At 49.2% G+C, this 16046-nt stretch carries 19 protein-coding genes; 11 read left to right on the forward strand and 8 right to left on the reverse strand.

What is annotated here, in order from left to right; translation table 11 throughout:
• Window positions 1–124: 124 nt before the first annotated feature.
• On the forward strand, window positions 125–547 hold the full coding sequence (locus ACZ5ZZ_RS07580) for a DMT family transporter (protein WP_464120973.1): 423 nt from the start codon (window positions 125–127) through the stop codon (window positions 545–547).
• Between the two features lie 171 nt (window positions 548–718).
• Here ACZ5ZZ_RS07580 and ACZ5ZZ_RS07585 read toward each other — a convergent pair whose 3' ends face one another.
• The gene (locus tag ACZ5ZZ_RS07585; RefSeq protein ID WP_464120974.1) at window positions 719–1327 is read right to left on the reverse strand and encodes an NADPH-dependent FMN reductase; all 609 of its coding nucleotides are present in this window, start codon (window positions 1325–1327) and stop codon (window positions 719–721) included.
• 183 nt (window positions 1328–1510) lie between these two features.
• Window positions 1511–2152, reverse strand: coding sequence for a chalcone isomerase family protein (locus ACZ5ZZ_RS07590; RefSeq protein ID WP_464120975.1), 642 nt, complete (start codon window positions 2150–2152; stop codon window positions 1511–1513).
• Window positions 2153–2293: 141 nt separating this feature from the next.
• Between ACZ5ZZ_RS07590 and ACZ5ZZ_RS07595 the strand changes: the two genes are divergently transcribed.
• Complete coding sequence (locus tag ACZ5ZZ_RS07595) at window positions 2294–3649, forward strand: HD domain-containing phosphohydrolase (RefSeq protein ID WP_464142104.1); 1356 nt, start codon at window positions 2294–2296, stop codon at window positions 3647–3649.
• Between the two features lie 10 nt (window positions 3650–3659).
• Here the strand turns inward: ACZ5ZZ_RS07595 and ACZ5ZZ_RS07600 are convergent, their stop codons facing one another.
• Window positions 3660–4292 carry a L,D-transpeptidase family protein gene (locus tag ACZ5ZZ_RS07600; RefSeq protein ID WP_464120977.1) on the reverse strand — a complete coding sequence of 211 codons (633 nt, stop codon included), beginning with the start codon at window positions 4290–4292 and terminating at the stop codon, window positions 3660–3662.
• Window positions 4293–4425: 133 nt separating this feature from the next.
• Here ACZ5ZZ_RS07600 and ACZ5ZZ_RS07605 point away from each other — a divergent pair, with 133 nt between their 5' ends.
• From ACZ5ZZ_RS07605 to ACZ5ZZ_RS07640, 8 genes are all read left to right on the forward strand, one after another.
• Window positions 4426–4914 (forward strand): organic solvent tolerance protein, encoded by a 489-nt coding sequence (locus tag ACZ5ZZ_RS07605; RefSeq protein WP_374001767.1) that lies wholly within the window; start codon window positions 4426–4428, stop codon window positions 4912–4914.
• 21 nt (window positions 4915–4935) lie between these two features.
• Window positions 4936–5313: a RidA family protein gene (locus ACZ5ZZ_RS07610; protein WP_464120978.1), complete on the forward strand. Its 378-nt coding sequence runs from the start codon at window positions 4936–4938 to the stop codon at window positions 5311–5313.
• Entirely contained in the window at window positions 5291–5875 is a 585-nt protein-coding gene (locus ACZ5ZZ_RS07615; protein WP_464134866.1) for a YdcF family protein, read from the forward strand. Before ACZ5ZZ_RS07610 ends, ACZ5ZZ_RS07615 begins: the two co-directional genes overlap by 23 nt.
• A gap of 72 nt (window positions 5876–5947) precedes the next feature.
• Window positions 5948–6772 (forward strand): MlaE family ABC transporter permease, encoded by an 825-nt coding sequence (locus ACZ5ZZ_RS07620; protein WP_464134868.1) that lies wholly within the window; start codon window positions 5948–5950, stop codon window positions 6770–6772.
• Window positions 6772–7482, forward strand: coding sequence for a cell division ATP-binding protein FtsE (locus tag ACZ5ZZ_RS07625; RefSeq protein WP_464120982.1), 711 nt, complete (start codon window positions 6772–6774; stop codon window positions 7480–7482). Before ACZ5ZZ_RS07620 ends, ACZ5ZZ_RS07625 begins: the two co-directional genes overlap by 1 nt.
• A complete protein-coding gene (locus ACZ5ZZ_RS07630; protein ID WP_464120983.1) occupies window positions 7479–8429 on the forward strand; it encodes an MlaD family protein in 951 nt (316 codons plus the stop codon). Before ACZ5ZZ_RS07625 ends, ACZ5ZZ_RS07630 begins: the two co-directional genes overlap by 4 nt.
• A gap of 118 nt (window positions 8430–8547) precedes the next feature.
• Window positions 8548–9360, forward strand: a complete 813-nt coding sequence (locus tag ACZ5ZZ_RS07635; RefSeq protein WP_464142105.1) for a substrate-binding periplasmic protein — start codon at window positions 8548–8550, stop codon at window positions 9358–9360.
• Between the two features lie 41 nt (window positions 9361–9401).
• On the forward strand, window positions 9402–10652 hold the full coding sequence (locus ACZ5ZZ_RS07640) for an FtsX-like permease family protein (RefSeq protein ID WP_464142107.1): 1251 nt from the start codon (window positions 9402–9404) through the stop codon (window positions 10650–10652).
• 11 nt (window positions 10653–10663) lie between these two features.
• Here ACZ5ZZ_RS07640 and ACZ5ZZ_RS07645 read toward each other — a convergent pair whose 3' ends face one another.
• Entirely contained in the window at window positions 10664–11485 is an 822-nt protein-coding gene (locus ACZ5ZZ_RS07645; RefSeq protein WP_464120986.1) for a 2,3,4,5-tetrahydropyridine-2,6-dicarboxylate N-succinyltransferase, read from the reverse strand.
• Between the two features lie 24 nt (window positions 11486–11509).
• Window positions 11510–12157: a M14 family zinc carboxypeptidase gene (locus ACZ5ZZ_RS07650; protein ID WP_464120987.1), complete on the reverse strand. Its 648-nt coding sequence runs from the start codon at window positions 12155–12157 to the stop codon at window positions 11510–11512.
• 180 nt (window positions 12158–12337) lie between these two features.
• Between ACZ5ZZ_RS07650 and lysA the strand changes: the two genes are divergently transcribed.
• On the forward strand, window positions 12338–13477 hold the full coding sequence (gene lysA, locus ACZ5ZZ_RS07655; RefSeq protein WP_464142109.1) for a diaminopimelate decarboxylase: 1140 nt from the start codon (window positions 12338–12340) through the stop codon (window positions 13475–13477).
• Between the two features lie 37 nt (window positions 13478–13514).
• Here the strand turns inward: lysA and murI are convergent, their stop codons facing one another.
• From murI to ACZ5ZZ_RS07670, 3 genes are read right to left on the reverse strand one after another with little or no spacing between them, the layout of a single operon-like run.
• Window positions 13515–14321: a glutamate racemase gene (murI, locus tag ACZ5ZZ_RS07660; RefSeq protein WP_464120989.1), complete on the reverse strand. Its 807-nt coding sequence runs from the start codon at window positions 14319–14321 to the stop codon at window positions 13515–13517.
• A gap of 4 nt (window positions 14322–14325) precedes the next feature.
• Complete coding sequence (locus ACZ5ZZ_RS07665) at window positions 14326–15375, reverse strand: guanosine monophosphate reductase (protein ID WP_464142112.1); 1050 nt, start codon at window positions 15373–15375, stop codon at window positions 14326–14328.
• Entirely contained in the window at window positions 15359–16039 is a 681-nt protein-coding gene (locus ACZ5ZZ_RS07670; RefSeq protein WP_464120991.1) for a hypothetical protein, read from the reverse strand. The genes ACZ5ZZ_RS07665 and ACZ5ZZ_RS07670 overlap by 17 nt, the downstream gene beginning before the upstream one ends.
• Between the last annotated feature and the right edge of the window lie 7 nt (window positions 16040–16046).

Raw genomic sequence — 16046 nt, forward strand, 5'->3', positions numbered from 1 at the left:
TGTTCGCTTTTTAAGTCTTTTTTGTCGACTGGTTCAAAAAAAGATCTCTCGGGGATTCACCCGAGCACGGGGAAACAAAAATTGAATAGACAAAAGAAAGGGTCGAGATGCGACAGGGTGTCTTATGGCATACGTGTATCTTGCAGCAGCAATTATCTTTGAGGTTTTTGGAACGATCACGATGAAGTACTCAGAGGGGTTTACAAAGGTGCTCCCATCCGTGCTCACAGTAGCATGTCATGGAATCTGCTTTATAAGCCTCACTGTAGCCTTAAAGTATCTTCCAGTAAGTAACGTCTATGCCATCTGGGCAGGCGTGGGAACGGCGCTAATGGCGTTCCTGGGCTTGGTTATTTTCAACGAGCCTCTTCCGCTTCAGAAAGTATTGGCGACCTCCCTGATTATTTTGGGAGTTGTTATGCTGAATCTGGGTGATGGCAAAAAAGCAGAAGAGCAGGTTGCAAAAGTGGAAGCTCCGAGTATGAAGGCCATACCCGCAGCGGTCGTGCCGACGGTTCACGTCGACCCACCTCGCAATGCAGGCTGAGAATTTCAAAATATTTAAAACTATTGCTGGCTGTTGTTCAAAGGAGAGGTTGATCCTCTCCTTTTCTTTTTTGGAACACCTCGTGTCGCATCGAGGGCTACGCCACATCTTGCGGTTCTTTTCGGGAGTTGTGCCCTAAAAATTATTTGCTCGAAAATGAAGGTGCTGCCTTCATTTTGGCTTTTGCAGTCTTTCTTCAACAAATTCACTTAAGGCTTCAAATGGGGTTTCCTTGCGCGCAGCATAGTGAATGAAATCCAGAAGTAAGTTTTTTAAGCGCTCATCTTGTTTTGCATCAATGAGTTGATCTTTCTCATCATACGCGGAATCCGCCTTCGCCAAGCCAAAGTATTCTGGGTACAGGTAAGTTCCAAGGATGTGGAAGGGGGTTCTTGCGTGGATGTTCCCGCGAATGCCCCCTAAAGACCCTGGCGAGGCCCCAATCAGCAGGATCTGCTTTTTGGCGATCGGAAGTGGTTTGATACGGGAAACCCAGTCCAATGCATTTTTAAGCGTTCCGGGAATGCTACCATTGTATTCCGGGCTGGAGATGACAATGGCGTCGGCTGATTGGATTTTCTGCGCCAGTTTTTGCACGCCCTCAGGAATTCCCTGGGAGGACTCAAGGTCGCCATCGTACATCGGCATGGGGAAGTCGTTAAATTCGCACAAGTCCACCTCGCAGAAGGGTAATGTGCGAAGATGTTCGGCGGCGATTCGAATCAGTTTTTTATTGTAGGATCCCTTGCGCAGGGAGGCCGCAAAAAGGAAGACTTTCATGTTCCGCTCCAATTCTTCTTATTTTCACATTCATCAGGGGTAAGAGCACCTGTTTAGGCCCTCTATTTCAAAATACAATTTCTATTATCCAGGAGAGAGCTTCAGATTGAATGGCGACAGAGGGGCCAAGTCATTCGGGGTACTTTATTCTGCAGGGCAGGCCGAAACCTGCCCCCGGTGTGACTACTTTTTCAGGATGGATTTTTTCAAGCTCGCAACGCCATCGTCGGATGGTTTCCCCAACCAGATCGCAAAGACCTTTTCGATGAAACCAGCAGGTCCTTTGATTTCAGAAACATTTCCTGAAGTGGTTTCGTAGAACACAGATTCAGAACCGTCTTTCAGTTTTGCACCCAAGATTGTCAGTGCTTTGCCGTCTTTCGCCTCGCCACCTTTGGAGACAGAGTCCAGGAATTGTTTTACTGCGGCATCGTCAAGGCTGACGTTGTTGGCTTTCAAGGCTTCCTTGAAGGATTTTTGCACATTGTCCGCATCCACATCGCGCAAGAAGTGAAGCTGGATGGCTACAGCCTTTTGATCTTTCAGGGATGTCAGGGCTTCTGAGTCAGTCTTTTTGAAACTCTCCGGGGTGCTCACGAACAACTGACCGACGTACACCTTCACATTGACGAAAACAACTTTCTTAGCGCGAAGTCCGGCCCCGACGGAAGTTAATTTTACGGCTTCGTTTTCAACCTGAGCCGTTGCTGAACTGGAAAGAGTGACTTTTTCGATTTTCTCACCACTGCCTTCGGAAGTCAGAAGGGCGGCCGAGGCATTTAAGGACAAAAGAACGGTGGCAAGTCCTGCGATAAGGTGCTTCATGAATGATCCTTTCTCGATATGGTCCAGATAGGATTCGTTGGAGGGGTGAAATTGTCAACCCGTAAAAGTTTTGTTGGCAGGTGGAAGATTCCTCATTAAGCTTTTAAAGACGCGATGTTAGACACTAAAATGCCACCTCCTATGTTCAGACAAAAGCTGGAGCTTCTGATTCTTTCTGGAAATGAAAGGATTCTGAATCGCGCCAAGCACATTGTGTCGCGCTACTTCCTGACATTTCAGCACATGGATTTTTCAGACCTTAGCAAAGGGGCCACGCTGGACCTGATGCGTGCGCAGTTGATTCTTCTGAGTCAGGAGGATCAGGAATCTTTGCAGGATTTTGCAGTCCGGGTTGATCAGGTTTTGCATGCGTTCCCGCGCTCTCGTTTGGTGACGGTGATGGCGCCGTCCTTATCACGGGAAAATCTGGAGGGCACGGCGAACACCCGCATAACACCGCTGTCGCAGGCGGAATATTTTCAAACGATGAAGTTCGAATACCTGTGTCTGCAACGTTGTCGGGCTCAGTATTTCGATATAAAAATCAGTGATCTATTCCCGATGACAACCCTGAGTTTTCCGGTATTCATCCGGCAGCCCTTGAATCAGCGCTATGTGGCTGTGACTCATTCAAATTCTGTCTTATCTGATGACCGTTATCAGAGAGTCTCTGCTGCAGACGGGGTTTTCATCCTGCAGAAGGACAGTGAGCGGTATTCTCAATACATTGCAAGCTACTATGACACTTCTGGTAAAGGCATGAGAATGCGGGCCCGGGCTCAGTTTTTGGCGCTTTATCAGGCCTCTTTGCAACTGAATGAAATTTTGCTTTTTGATTTTAAATCCTCGTCCCAGGAGTCTTTTGTTGCCGCCTATGAATCGCTGCAGTCCGCTGGTGAGGAGCTGCTGAAAACCTTCGAAGGTCAGGAGGATCTTTGGGATCTGTTCCGGGAGTCCCTGAGTGGTGACTTCTATCGTTTGTGGCGGGCGCCGTGGATTGCGGCGTATGCCGCACTTATTTCCAAGCGCAGTGGACAGGGGAATCCGCGGGTGGCCCTGATGTCGGGTCTATTGACGGATGTCGGGCTGCTTGATGTCGAGGAAAGTCTTGTGCGTCGGTACCTCTTGGGAGATGGCGGCAAGCAGGGGGATAGTTCCGAGTTGCCACAATCCTTTGGATATCACCCAGTGCTTTCTTTGAATCGATGTCTTGGCAAAGGAGTGCCGATCAGCGAGGCAATCAAGGCCGCGATGGTCTGCACACATGAGCGCTTTGATGGCAAGGGGTTCCCAAGCCAGGTCCCTGCTGACAAAGTGCCGGTGGAAGCGCAGATAGTGATGTTTGCCGAAAAAATTGATCAGGCTGTTTTAACGACTATGCAAGAGACCGGTGTGGGGTTCCGCTTTCTGAAAGAAAAAGTCTGGGAGCGGGAGAGTCAAAAGACGGATGCTTTTTCCTCTGACTTTTTGGCGGCGATTGCGGATTCACTCATCTGACGGGCGTTATTCACGGACAGATTTCAATCATTCCGCCCAAGGGCATGCGGGCAAAGATTTCTTCAATCTCAGAATTGGTGACGGCCATGCACCCCTTCGTCCAATCGCGGGGGTGGCGGATCAGTTTGCGTTTAATCCAACTATTGGGAAGGCCGTGGATCATGATGCTGTCACCAGGATCTTTGATCCCATTCTTTAAAGCGTCGGCCTTGTCTTTACGGTTGGGATAGTTGATGCCCAGGCTTAAATGATACTCACTTTTTAGATTTTTCACTTCGAAGATATAGCGACCTTCGGGCGTCTTTTCGTCGCCTTCTTTCTTTTTGTGGCCCACGGGGCTGCCGCCAAGAGCCGTAGAGTAAGTGGCCAGAATCTGTTCCTGTTGCATGAGATGAATCAGTCGACGTTTTTTATCAACCAGAATCAAGTCGGCCTCCGCCTCGAGAGCCGGACGTTCCCAGCGGGATTTGGCGGCAAATTCGCCAAGGCGGGGACAGTAGCTGGGAAGAGCGGCTTCTTCGATGGCGATTTCGAGCATTTCCTTTTCTTCCGGACTTAAAGCCACCCAATGATCGCCATAGACGACGGCATGAGCCTCAGAAAGAACCAAGAAAGATATAAGAATGCAGAAAATGAGTTTCATGTGCTCCGTTTCCCACGAAAGTCGCAAGGACACAAGGAATTGACACCCGTTGTAAGAAGTAAAATCCTTTGCCCCGGTTCCCAGTTTTGCCTTTAATAAAAAGGCTAAATATCCCAAAACAGAGGAGAGAAAAGTGCTTAAAAAAATGGCGTTGGCTTTGTGCTTGATGACAGTAGGATTCACCGTTCAAGGTCAGGCGAAAGAGTTGACCAACCGTTTGGGGGTGGGTGTGAAAACTCATTCGGCTTTGAACCTGCCGCAGCTGGCGGCAACTTATTACTTCGCGCCGGACATGGCTTTGGCGGGAGGTCTTGGTGTTGACACGCAGAAGGACTACTCAAAATTTGCCTTCAACGCGGGTATTCGCCGTGTGGTCTTCAAAGAAGATAACATGAACTTCTATATGGGTGGTTCAGTTGGTGTATTGAATGAAGAAACCAACGGGGATAAGCAGTCCGGCTTTGAACTTAATGCCTTGTTTGGCGGCGAGTTCTTCTTTACAGGTTTGGATTCTTTGGCCTTCACCTTCGAAGGGGGGGTGGGTGTTGTTTCAATGGACAACGTACGCTTCAGAACTATCGCTGACAGTCCATTCAGCGCGGGAATCATTTTCTATTTCTAATAAACTCTTAAGGAGAGATTCATGAAAAAAGTAATTCACACAGACAATGCACCGAAGGCCGTGGGTCCTTATTCTCAGGCTGTTCAGATGGGTGATTTTTTGTTCTGTTCCGGTCAAATCTCGATTGATCCAAAGACGGGTGAAGTTTTCACCGGCGATATCAAAACCCAAACTGAAATGGTTCTAAAAAATATCGAGGCGGTATTGGCTGCAGCTGGAATGAAGTACAGCAATATCGTGAAGAGCACCATCTTCCTGACCAACATGGCGGACTTCGCGGTTGTGAACGAGACTTATGCTAAAGCTTTCACAGAAGCTCCACCAGCACGTTCCACTGTTGCTGTGGCAGCTTTGCCTAAGGGTGTGAACGTGGAGATTGAAGTCATTGCGCATCGCTAAGTCCTTGTTGAAATCCCGCTCTTTCTGGGCGCTGCTGCTGCTAAGTGCAGTGGTGCTCTATCGTTTTGTGGATGAGTATCACAAAGTGCAGGGTGAGAAAATTCAGTCATGGACGAAGACTCCCACTGCAGACTGCGCCGTCGTATTGACTGGCGGTGCAGGCAGGGTGCGGGAGGGGTTTGACCTTCTGGCAAATCAGAATGTCAAGAAGCTGGTCATCTCGGGTGTGTATTCCAATGCGCGTTTGCGCGAGATCATGCCGGTGTGGCCCTTTTATGGAAGTTTGAGCGAAAATGATGTGGTTCTGGACCGTCGTTCAGAGACCACCTATGGCAATGCTCAACAAAGTCTTCCCATCGTCGAGGCTTTGAAGTGCCGGGATATTCTTCTGGTGACCTCACGCCTGCACATGTATCGTTCTTATCAGACATTCCGGGCGACCTTTCCGGAGAATATATACATCGAAAAACACGCCATTATCGGGGGACGTTTTGAGTCTTCTGTCTGGGAGTCGGGGTTTGAGGCCCTGAAATCCTTCTTTTACTCTCTCTGGGCCTACTAAAACCAGACCTTCGACTTAATATCCTTTTCCTGGTTTGATCCGATAAAGTCCCTAGGAAATCGAGGGTGGATCATGACTTCTTTACTGGCGCATATTGACTCGCTAGGAAGATCTGTAACAAAGAATCTGGAGTACACGGCGCGTGTTCTCCTGATGGTCTATCTTTCTCTTCGCGCCACAATCATGGACCGCGCTCAAGGCTTCCGGCAGATCGTGGGGGTCATTTCCGCGCAGATTTATTTCACTGGCTGGCAGGCATTACCGCTGGTTTCAGTCCTGGCGCTGGGAACAGGATCCATCATTCTTTTGCAATCCGTTTCCAATCTTTCCATGCTGGGTGGGACCCAGATGATCGGGAATTTCCTGATCGTGATGATCGTGCGTGAGGCAGGGCCCCTGTTGGTGGCGCTGGTGGTGATTGCGCGTTCGGGAACAGCTGTGGCCTCGGAAGTCGGGAACATGCGTGCCAATCGCGAAATCGAAGCCTTGGAAAGTATGGGCATAAACCCGCTGAGTTTCATTGTTTTCCCGCGGGTTTTGGGTGGAGTGATCAGCGTTCTGGGGCTGGCTTTCTATTTCAATTTCATCGCCTTGATCGGCGGTTTCCTGGTGACGCGCTTTATTCAGGATCTGCCTTTCGCGTTTTACACCGATTCTTTGATGCGTGCTTTTGCCAAGGAAGACGTGCTTATCTTCCTTTTAAAAAATGGATTCAGCGGAATGATTATCTTTGTGGTGTGCTGCTATCAGGGCTTGTCCGTGAAGCGCAGTCCCCATGAGGTTCCGCAGGTGACGACTCAGGCGGTGGTGAACAGCATTATCTTTGTGGTCGTCTTTAATCTTATGGTCACAGCATTGTTTTATCTAAATCAACTTCGCAGTTTAGGGGTGGTCTGATGAAAATCGAAAGTCTTAAATTTGAAGGCGTGTCTTTTACTCATGAAGGACAGGAACCTATCGTCCAGAATGTGGAATTCGATTTTCCCATGAATGAAATTTTGTGGGTGAAGGCCGAAGAGGGGGCAGGTAAAAGTTCGCTGCTGCAGATTCTTGCAGGCCTGCAGATCCCACAATCCGGGAAGTATCTGATCAACGGTGAAAATGTGGTGGACATGTCTTTTGAAGAATTCCTGCCATACCGTCTGAAGATTGGTTACTCCTTTGACTATGGTGGTCTGATTAACAACCGCACCCTGTATGATAATCTGATGCTTCCCCTGTTGTATCATAAGATTTTGACGCCGGAAGAATCTAAAGCTCGTGTGGAAGCGATGATCAAGGAATTCGGAATCGAAAAATTTGCCCACGAAAGACCGGCGCACGTGCCGGGGCGTATTCGTAAACTGACATGCTTGATGCGGGCCGTGGTCATGCAACCGGAAATGTTGTTGCTGGATGATCCCAGTGTCGGGCTGGGGCAGGACAGTGTTTATATTTTTGCCGATCATGTTCATCGTTTGCGCAAGGAGGGCCTGCTGAAGCATGTCTTCATCAGTTCATACGATGAAAAGTTCATGAATCTTTTCAACTATCAGATCATTCATCTGGATGAAGGACAATTGTACTTCCAGGCGGTGGATCCGGAGAAAAGAGTTGTTCATCTATGAAAGTAAAATTCAACAAGTTTGAAAGAGTGGCAGGGCTGTTCGTGATGCTGGCCATCTGCGGGGTGATCCTGACAGGGGTGAGTGCCGCGATCAAGCAGGGGTGGTTTGAACCCAAGGTGCGCTATACGACGACTTTTGAAAATGCCGACGGAATCCACCAAGGAACGCTGGTGCAGATGGCCGGTCTTCGTGCCGGTGAGGTTGAAACTGTCGAGCTTGAAAGTGACAACCGCATTCGTGTGAGCTTCTATGTTCTGGGGAAATTCCAAAATCGTGTGCGTGAGAACAGCACGGTGCAGTTGATCCGTCCCTTCATCATCGGGGAGAGAGTTTTGGAGCTGACCGTTGGCGGGGAAGAGTACGACGTGATCCCTGATCAGAGTGCCATTAAGTCCATGGAGACAGTGGATCTGATGACGTTGATGAGCGGAAAACATCTGAATTCTTACTTGAGCAAGTTGGGTGGTATCCTGGAAAGCGTGCAGGTTCTGGTGGATGCTTTTGCCGACAAGAGTCGTGCCGAGAGCCTGGTTCGTGTGATCGACCGTATGGATCCATTGGTGAAGAATCTTAATACGATGTCCATGGAAGTAATTAAGCTTTCCAAGCAGGCAACTCACGATGATGGGGTGCAAAAGCTGGTGGGTAATCTTGCTGTGACGACTCGGGAGATCAATAAAATTTTGCCGGAGTTGAACGAAGCTAATCCTGCCATGGCCAAAGACCTTGCGGTGATGACCCAGAACCTGGCAGTCATGACGCGTGCCCTGGGACCAGCCGTGAAAGAGGTTGAGGGTGAATTGCCAGGTGCCAGTGTGCGTTTGGTGCAGGCCTTAAATGAGACAGTGGTGGTTTTGAAAGCCATGCAAAAAAGTTTCTTCATGCGCAGTAGTGTGAAGGAAGTTAGGGAAGAAGAAGATGCTCGCGTTCCAGCGAGTCAGAAATAGCCATGCGTCCCGATCTGGGGCGCAAATATGAATTATCAAATTAATTTAATTACTCTTCAGCAATAAAGAAGTTTGCACGATAAGACCTGTGCTCGTCAGAGCAGGGGAATGGTGAATCATGCAAACGATGCGTTTGTTGGCTCAAATGATCGCAGTTTTGTTTGTGGGCTCTTCGGTTTGGGCCAAAAGTGAAAAAACGCTGGCAGTGGCTTTTGGCAAAGCCCGACCGCCCTATGCGTTTTTAGAAAACGAGCAGTTGCGAGGGATCGAAGTCGATCTGGCTCGGGAGGTCTTAAGCCGCATGGGCTATCAAATGAAGCCTCAGTCCATTTCCCCTTATCGCATCGAGGCGGAGGCGAAACACGGAAACAGCTTCGATGTTGTTGTCGGTGTTCCCTTAGGTAGTGATGGATCTCGTTATTATTCCCAGGCGTTTGTGATCTATAACAATGTGGCGATGAGTTTTAAAGCCAGAAAACTTTCAGTCAAGTCAGTGAAGGATCTGCAGGGGCTCCGTGTGGGGGCTTGGGTCAATGCATGGAAGGATTTGGGGAAAGATTTTTCGCGGCATTTTTCTCCACGGGCATCGGGCATTTTGCCAAATATGTATGTGGAGTTTGCCAAGCAGGACGAGCAGTATAAAGCCTTTTGGAACGAGAAGATTGATGTGTTGATCATGGATCGTTCGATCTTTGCCTGGTTCAGAAAAACCATGGTTCCCCAGGTGGGGGTGTTGGAAGATATTGAGGTCTTTCCAATCTTTGAAGAGCCGAATAAGTCCTATGTGGTATTTCGTGATCAAAAAATGCGCAATGACTTTGATCGCGAACTCCAGAAGATGCGTGATTCCGGGGTCTATGAGCGCATTGTGAATAATTATGTCGGCGAAAAGCTTGCCGCCATGTTTAAAACCAACGGAAAAACTCACTAACGAGCTTGTGCGCAGCTTCCTGACCGCCTTATGATTCTAGGATGCTGGTTGGGCACTTATTCCGTCATTTTATTTTTTCCAAAAGAGCCGGGGCGCTGGTGCGCCGAATTGCCTGGCTTTCCATGGTAGGCATTTGTATCAGCGTGACTGCGTTTTTGGTTGTTCTGTTTGTCATGAATGGTATGAACGGCAGCATTCGCCAGCGCATTCTGGGGCTGGAGCCTCATCTCTATATTCAGGTCGCCGGGGTGGGGACTTCACAGGGACTTGAAAGTCATCCGGTGTTTCAGCGTTTGAAGGAAAATCCTGCGAATCGAGCCTACGTCTATGAGTCTATGGACGTCATCATTCGCAGTCAGGATGGACAGTTCCGGGGTGGAATCGCCCGTGGGGTGACCCGCGAAAGTCTTGAACACTTTATTGAACAGCTGCAAAAGGTAGATCGCAAAAATGAGGACCGTAGTTCTCCGGCTTATTTCTGGGATCCCGAGGATGTTCCTGGCAAAGGTGAGGTTGTCGTCGGGGTGGATCTGGCGCAGTCATTGGGTGTTTTTGAGGGGGATTTCCTGACGGTGGTGTCGCCTTCGGGGTTGTTGTTGCCTCCAGGGGAAACCCCCAAGTTTGAGCGCGTTCGTATCAAACGAATTGTGACTACCAGTCTGCCGGACTTGGACAGTCAGTATATTTATTATCAACGTGGTGAGGCTTTGAATGCGCTGACCACCGAAGGTATGCGCAAGAACGGTATTGAAGTCTGGCTTGCGAATGAAAAAGATGTCCTGTCTGTTCGCGATGATCTGGCGAAGTTTGAGGGTGTCAGTGTTGAGACCTGGATGGATCGCAATTCGGCCTTGTTGTATGCGTTGAAACTGGAAAAACTGACCATCGGCATCTTCCTGGGGCTGGCGGGAATGATCGCGGCAAGTTCCATCATGAGCGTCCTGGCCCTGTTGCTGTCGCAGAAAAAGCGCGATATTGCGATTTTGCGTGCAATAGGATTCTCTGCACGTCAGACGGTGATGACCTTTACACAAATCGGCTTTTTCCTGGCTTCGATTGGCGTTGTCACCGGTACAGTCTTGGGAACAGGTATCAGTCTGTATATCCAATACAATCCCATCAAGTTTTTGCCTTCAGATATTTATTATGACTCGTCGATTCCCGCGTTGGTGGACTTCTGGCTGGTCTTTGGTGTCTTGATCGTCAGTGCCCTGATTGCATGGTGGGGATCTTATATTCCTGCAAGAACGGCTGCAGAAGTGCAGCCGTCCGATGCTTTGCGAATGAGATAATTCGAAAAAAATTAAACGCTGACCTGATGATCGCGAAGAGCATCAGTCAAGGATGTCTTCAGATCGGTGCTGGCTTTGCGCTTACCGATGATCAGTGCGCAAGGAACACCATAGTTTCCGGCGGCAAATTCCTTCATCTGTGTCCCTGGAATGACCACCGAGTTGGCAGGAACGCGCCCTTTGTATTCCACCGGGGCGGAACCCGTGACATCAATTATCTTTGTGCTGGCAGTGATGGTGACCCCGGCGCCCAATACAGCCCCTTCTTCGATCACGGCCCCTTCGACCACGATGCAGCGGCTGCCGATGAAGGCGTTGTCTTCAACGATCACTGGAGAGGCCTGGATGGGTTCCAAAACCCCGCCAATGCCCACACCGCCGGAAAGATGCACATTTTTACCGATCTGCGCGCAAGAGCCAACGGTGGCCCAAGTGTCCACCATGGTGCCGGAGCCGACATAGGCACCGATGTTCACGTAAGAAGGCATCAAGATGGCCCCTTTTTCGATGAAACATCCTTTGCGGGCCACGGCCGGAGGAACGACACGCACGCCATCTTCTTCGCTCCATTGTTTTGTTGGAATTTTATCGAAGAAAGCAAGATCCCCGGCTGACATGGCTTCCATCTTTTGGATGCGGAAATAAAGCAGGATGGCTTTTTTGATCCATTCGTTGGTGATCCATTGACCATCTTGTTTTTGACTTACGCGCAGGCGACCGGCGTCCAGGCCCTCAATTGTTTCAAAGACGGCCTTGAGCTCCTGAGTGCTCAGTTGATCAACGCTTTTTCCGCCTTGAACGTCAGCAAAAATCTGGGTGACTTCTTGTTGCATGAGATCTCTCTTTCTATTTATAAACTATTCCAATACTTTCAGGGATTCCAAGATGGCCGGAACATGGATTTCGATAATTTTTTCAGCGGCCAGCCCTCGCTCAATTTCATAAGTCAGTGTCGGGCAGTTTCTTTCAAGACCGGCATAAGTTCCCAGGCAGCCTGGTGTGGGATAACCGATATCGTCATCAATTTTGTAACCCGTGAGTTTGGCCAAAACTTCGGCCACCTTGCGGCAGTCGCCATTCACATTTAAAACCGGATGCCAGGAGTGCAGGGATAGAACATAGATTGGCTTTTTCTGGTCCAGATAAGTCATCAGACCGTGGTTTTCATTTTCGCTTCCTGCAAAAGGCCCTGGATGATAGCGCGGAGTCTTTACTTCAGGGGACCAGTCTTTTGTGGGCAGGTTTCGGTTCAGATCCACGCCGTTGCCATTGCCTCTGGTTTTGAAGATGACACCTTCTAGATTGAACTGCGGGACCAGAGTCATATTCAGTTTATACGGGAAGGCTTGCATAAAATGCTTCAAAAGTTCTTGCGCGGCAATAACCCCTTCAACTTCGTCACCATGAACTCCGCCCAAAATCAGAACTTCAGGGCCGTTGTTTTCAAAGTGATAAGCCGGTACGGGGAGGCCTTTGGAGGTATAAGTAAAAATGGAAGTTTTCATAGCGAGCCTGTCCTTTTGGCCCACCATCTTAACATCCTCATTGCTGGTAACGTCAAAACGATTCTTCTGTTACGCGAGAGAACACAAGTTTTCATGACAAACTTTGGTGAATCAGTCATCATAACGAAACCAACGAGGTTTCACTTGGAATATATCAATAACGAACTCTGCCTAGGCCCTATGAAAAAGCCCTTAAGTCCTCTGGTGGCAAATTATATGCGGCCTATCTATGTCTATGACCTGGATTTTATAGCTCAGAGATTTAAAGCCATGACGAGGGCTCTAAAAGGTGTGCGTCTGTTCTATGCGATGAAAGCCAACTCCAATCCCGGAGTGCTGAGTAAGCTAAAGTCCCTGGGGGCGGGGGCGGATGTGGTTTCCTTGGGTGAAATCAAGCGAGCTTTGGAATGCGGTTTTCAGCCTCAGGATATTGTTTATAGCGGTGTTGGTAAGACAAAGTTTGAAATCAGTGAGGCCCTGAAGTTGGGCATTTATCAGATTAATGTTGAAAGCCTGCCGGAGCTTGAGCGCATTGGGACACTGGCGCGTGAGATGGGTAAAAATGCGCAGGTGGCGTTGCGCTTAAATCCCGATGTGGATATTAAGACGCACCCCTATATTGCCACCGGCCTAAAGGATAATAAATTCGGGATGGAGTTGTCGTTGATCCCGGCGCTGACTTCCTGTTTGAAAAGTTATTCTGATTCTATTTCTTTGGTGGGTGTCAGTCTGCATCTGGGCTCTCAGATGCTCGAGTTTTCCGGCTATGAGGAAGCTCTGCAAAAACTTAAGAAAGTCTATTTGGATCTGCAAAAGGATTTTCCGGAACTCAAGAAATTTGATTTCGGTGGGGGCTTGGGTATTTTCTATGATCGCGTGGATCTGGAGTTGGAAGAATCCCTGCTGCAACAATATGCTAAAATCACGCTGGAGACTTTGGGCGACTTGAACTGTGAGTTGCAGTCAGAGCCGGGGCGCTGGTTGGTGGCGCATTGTGGGGTGCTGATCACTCAGGTTCAGTATATTAAAGAAACTTCAGCAAAGACATTTGTGATCGTGGACGCAGGGATGAATCATCTGATTCGTCCGTCGTTGTATGAAGCCAGCCATCGTATTGAACCCCTATGCAAAGGAACTTCGGCGATGGTTGTGGACGTGGTCGGCCCTATTTGCGAATCTTCGGATTTCTTTGCAAAAGATCGCTCTTTGACCACGGTGAAAGAAGGTGATTTCCTGGCGGTGATGGATTCGGGTGCTTACGGATATTCCATGGCCAGCGTTTATAATCTTCAGGAACTTCCTCTGGAAGTTTGTATCTAGTACGCTGTCGCATGAACTTCTGCAGCGTACTAGCTAATTAGACGTCAACAACAGCAAATGAGTCCGCTTTGGCGGGCTTCAAAATTCTTTGCGCCATTTCTGTGAAGTGCGCCGAGGAATCCGTGGTCATGATATTGATCTGGCGGGTTTCGCTGCTTTGATTTTTACCCAAGCGTCCACTTTGCATATCGCGGGACAACCAACGGGCAATCGCTTCGCCAGAATCCACCAGTTCAATTGAACTTCCAGTCACCCGAGCAATGGAGTTTTTCAAAATCGGATAATGCGTGCAGCCCAGGATCAGGGTGTCGATATGCTGCTGCATCAGCGGGGTCAGATAACGGAAGACAATCAGGTTCGTCACTGGATCGGAATCCCAGCCTTCTTCTGCCAGAGGAACAAATAACGGGCAGGCCTGGTCAAAGACCTGTGCGGAAGGATCCAGAGCATGAATCTTGTTTGTGTAGGCCTGACTGTTGACGGTGGCCCGGGTGGCCAGAACACCGATGCGTTTGCCACTGGAAAGCTCCAGTGCGCGTTGAGAGCCGGGTTCAATCACATTGTAAATGGGAATGCCATCGATCTCTTTTTCTGAAACCTGGCTGGAGGCCGTGTTGCAGGCAATGACGATGGCTTTGACGTTTTGTTTTTCCAGGAACTGGATGATCTGCTCTGAATACTTGCGGATTGTTTGAGGGGATTTAGACCCATAGGGCAGGCGAGCCGTGTCTCCGACGTAGAGAAAGCTCTCATGCGGGAATTGCAGTGCCAGTTCTTTAAGAACCGTCAATCCGCCAATTCCTGAGTCAAAGACACCTATGGGTCGAGAATCCTGATCCGCCATCTTCTTAGTTTTTCACTCCATGTGCACGAGATTCAGAAATACCATTGGAAGACATTTCCATAAAGAGGGCTTTGTCTTTAATTTCAGCAATACTCGTGGCGTTGATGTAGCTCATGCCGCTGCGAATCCCACCGGTGACTTCCAGGATCACATCTTTCACGTGTCCCTTAACACTGACTTGAGTGGATTCTCCTTCCGGGGCCATACCCTCTGGAACACCTCCGCGCCAGGAGTCTTGAGCGGAACGAGACGCCATGCCACGGTACTGCTTTTTGCCGTTTTTGATTTCACCCGGAGTTTCAATGGTGCCAGAAAGCATGCTTCCCAACATCACAGTGCTGGCGCCTGCTGCAAAGGCTTTCACCATATCACCTGAGGTTCGAATGCCGCCGTCAGCGATCACGGGAACTCCGTAGGATTCGCCGACCTCGGCGCACAAGGCAATGGCCGTCAGTTGAGGAACGCCACAGCCGGTGATGATACGAGTGGTGCACATGGATCCCGGGCCAATGCCCACCTTAATGGCATCCGCACCGGCTTCGATCAGGTCACGTGCCGCGTCCGGAGTCGCCATATTCCCCGCGATCAGATCCACTTGCGGGTATTGGTCTTTCAACCACTTCATGGTTTCCATCATCTGCACCGAGTGGCCGTGAGCAATGTCGATTGTGATAATGTTCACGCCGGCATCGACCAGGGCTTTGGCGCGGGTTTTAAATTCCTCTCCTACACCGACGCTTCCGGAAATGACCTTGACGCCATTTTCTTTCAGGCGGCGGGCTTGTGCGGCTTGTTCTTCGATGGAAAGGAAGCGGTGAAGAATACCCAGGCCTCCCAATTGGTTCATGGCAAAGGCCATGTCGTATTCAGTGACCATGTCCATGTTGGCGCTGACAATCGGTGTTTCAATCGAGAAGTTCTTGGTGATTTTTGAAGTCAGACGCGGATCACGACGTGATCTGACGTCGGATCGTGCCGGAACGATCAGAACGTCATCGAAAGTAAGTCCCTTGCCTCTGTTTTTGATGTCTTTCCAGTTAAACATGAGCGTCATGTCGCTTTACCTCACTTCTAAAAATATTGAACAAGATATGAGTCGATAACAAAAGCAGATAGGTGTCCAGCGCCGATAAAATCAGGCTTTGTACTGGAGTTTTCCAGATCAGGCGATAGGCATCAAACAAAGTTGTCAGCATGCCCGGAATCAAAAGGTGAAACAGAATCAGAATCGCGATTATTTTAAACCAATGACGGCGTACAATGGTCGCAGAACCTTTTAAGGCGTCCAGGCGGCCTTCGTCGTACTCCTTCGAAGAGGTTACCACGAACGGGACCATCGTGTATTGAATGTACTTCCAGACCCCCGGAAGGATCAGCGCCAAAGACCACAGGAGGGTCTTGCCCCAGGATCTTAAGGTTTCAATATACATTTGATTTAGATAGCGTCCCCAGAAGTCATGCAGGCTCTTTTGCAGGTTCTCAAGGTTTGCAAAGGCAAACAGCGCCACACTCACCAGCAGAACCGGAAAGAAAATGCTGCTGAGGATGGAAAGAAAACCATAGTAAATGACCTCGGTTTGGACTCCCAAGGGATTGCGCAGGGCATTTTCCATCTTCAGATTTAGGTATTGATCGATGTTGTTCGACAGGGCAACCAGGGCGAACAGGGGCAAGAAAACTTTTTTAAAGACCTTCAGGTTCTCGGCAAAAAAATTCACTTAAGTA

The sequence above is a fragment of the Bdellovibrio sp. HM001 genome, from assembly GCF_055397275.1.

Excerpts from the sequence above, each read along its gene's own strand:
- ACZ5ZZ_RS07610 (WP_464120978.1), top strand. The coding sequence starts at position 4,936 with ATGAAAAAAGTAATTCACACAGACAATGCACCGAAGGCCGTGGGTCCT.
- ACZ5ZZ_RS07625 (WP_464120982.1), top strand. The coding sequence starts at position 6,772 with ATGAAAATCGAAAGTCTTAAATTTGAAGGCGTGTCTTTTACTCATGAA.
- ACZ5ZZ_RS07590 (WP_464120975.1), bottom strand. The coding sequence starts at position 2,152 with ATGAAGCACCTTATCGCAGGACTTGCCACCGTTCTTTTGTCCTTAAAT.
- murI (WP_464120989.1), bottom strand. The coding sequence starts at position 14,321 with ATGGCGGATCAGGATTCTCGACCCATAGGTGTCTTTGACTCAGGAATT.
- ACZ5ZZ_RS07650 (WP_464120987.1), bottom strand. The coding sequence starts at position 12,157 with ATGAAAACTTCCATTTTTACTTATACCTCCAAAGGCCTCCCCGTACCG.
- ACZ5ZZ_RS07600 (WP_464120977.1), bottom strand. The coding sequence starts at position 4,292 with ATGAAACTCATTTTCTGCATTCTTATATCTTTCTTGGTTCTTTCTGAG.
- ACZ5ZZ_RS07595 (WP_464142104.1), top strand. The coding sequence starts at position 2,294 with ATGTTCAGACAAAAGCTGGAGCTTCTGATTCTTTCTGGAAATGAAAGG.
- ACZ5ZZ_RS07620 (WP_464134868.1), top strand. The coding sequence starts at position 5,948 with ATGACTTCTTTACTGGCGCATATTGACTCGCTAGGAAGATCTGTAACA.
- ACZ5ZZ_RS07585 (WP_464120974.1), bottom strand. The coding sequence starts at position 1,327 with ATGAAAGTCTTCCTTTTTGCGGCCTCCCTGCGCAAGGGATCCTACAAT.
- ACZ5ZZ_RS07640 (WP_464142107.1), top strand. The coding sequence starts at position 9,402 with ATGCTGGTTGGGCACTTATTCCGTCATTTTATTTTTTCCAAAAGAGCC.
- ACZ5ZZ_RS07580 (WP_464120973.1), top strand. The coding sequence starts at position 125 with ATGGCATACGTGTATCTTGCAGCAGCAATTATCTTTGAGGTTTTTGGA.
- lysA (WP_464142109.1), top strand. The coding sequence starts at position 12,338 with ATGAAAAAGCCCTTAAGTCCTCTGGTGGCAAATTATATGCGGCCTATC.
- ACZ5ZZ_RS07635 (WP_464142105.1), top strand. The coding sequence starts at position 8,548 with ATGCAAACGATGCGTTTGTTGGCTCAAATGATCGCAGTTTTGTTTGTG.
- ACZ5ZZ_RS07630 (WP_464120983.1), top strand. The coding sequence starts at position 7,479 with ATGAAAGTAAAATTCAACAAGTTTGAAAGAGTGGCAGGGCTGTTCGTG.
- ACZ5ZZ_RS07645 (WP_464120986.1), bottom strand. The coding sequence starts at position 11,485 with ATGCAACAAGAAGTCACCCAGATTTTTGCTGACGTTCAAGGCGGAAAA.
- ACZ5ZZ_RS07665 (WP_464142112.1), bottom strand. The coding sequence starts at position 15,375 with ATGACGCTCATGTTTAACTGGAAAGACATCAAAAACAGAGGCAAGGGA.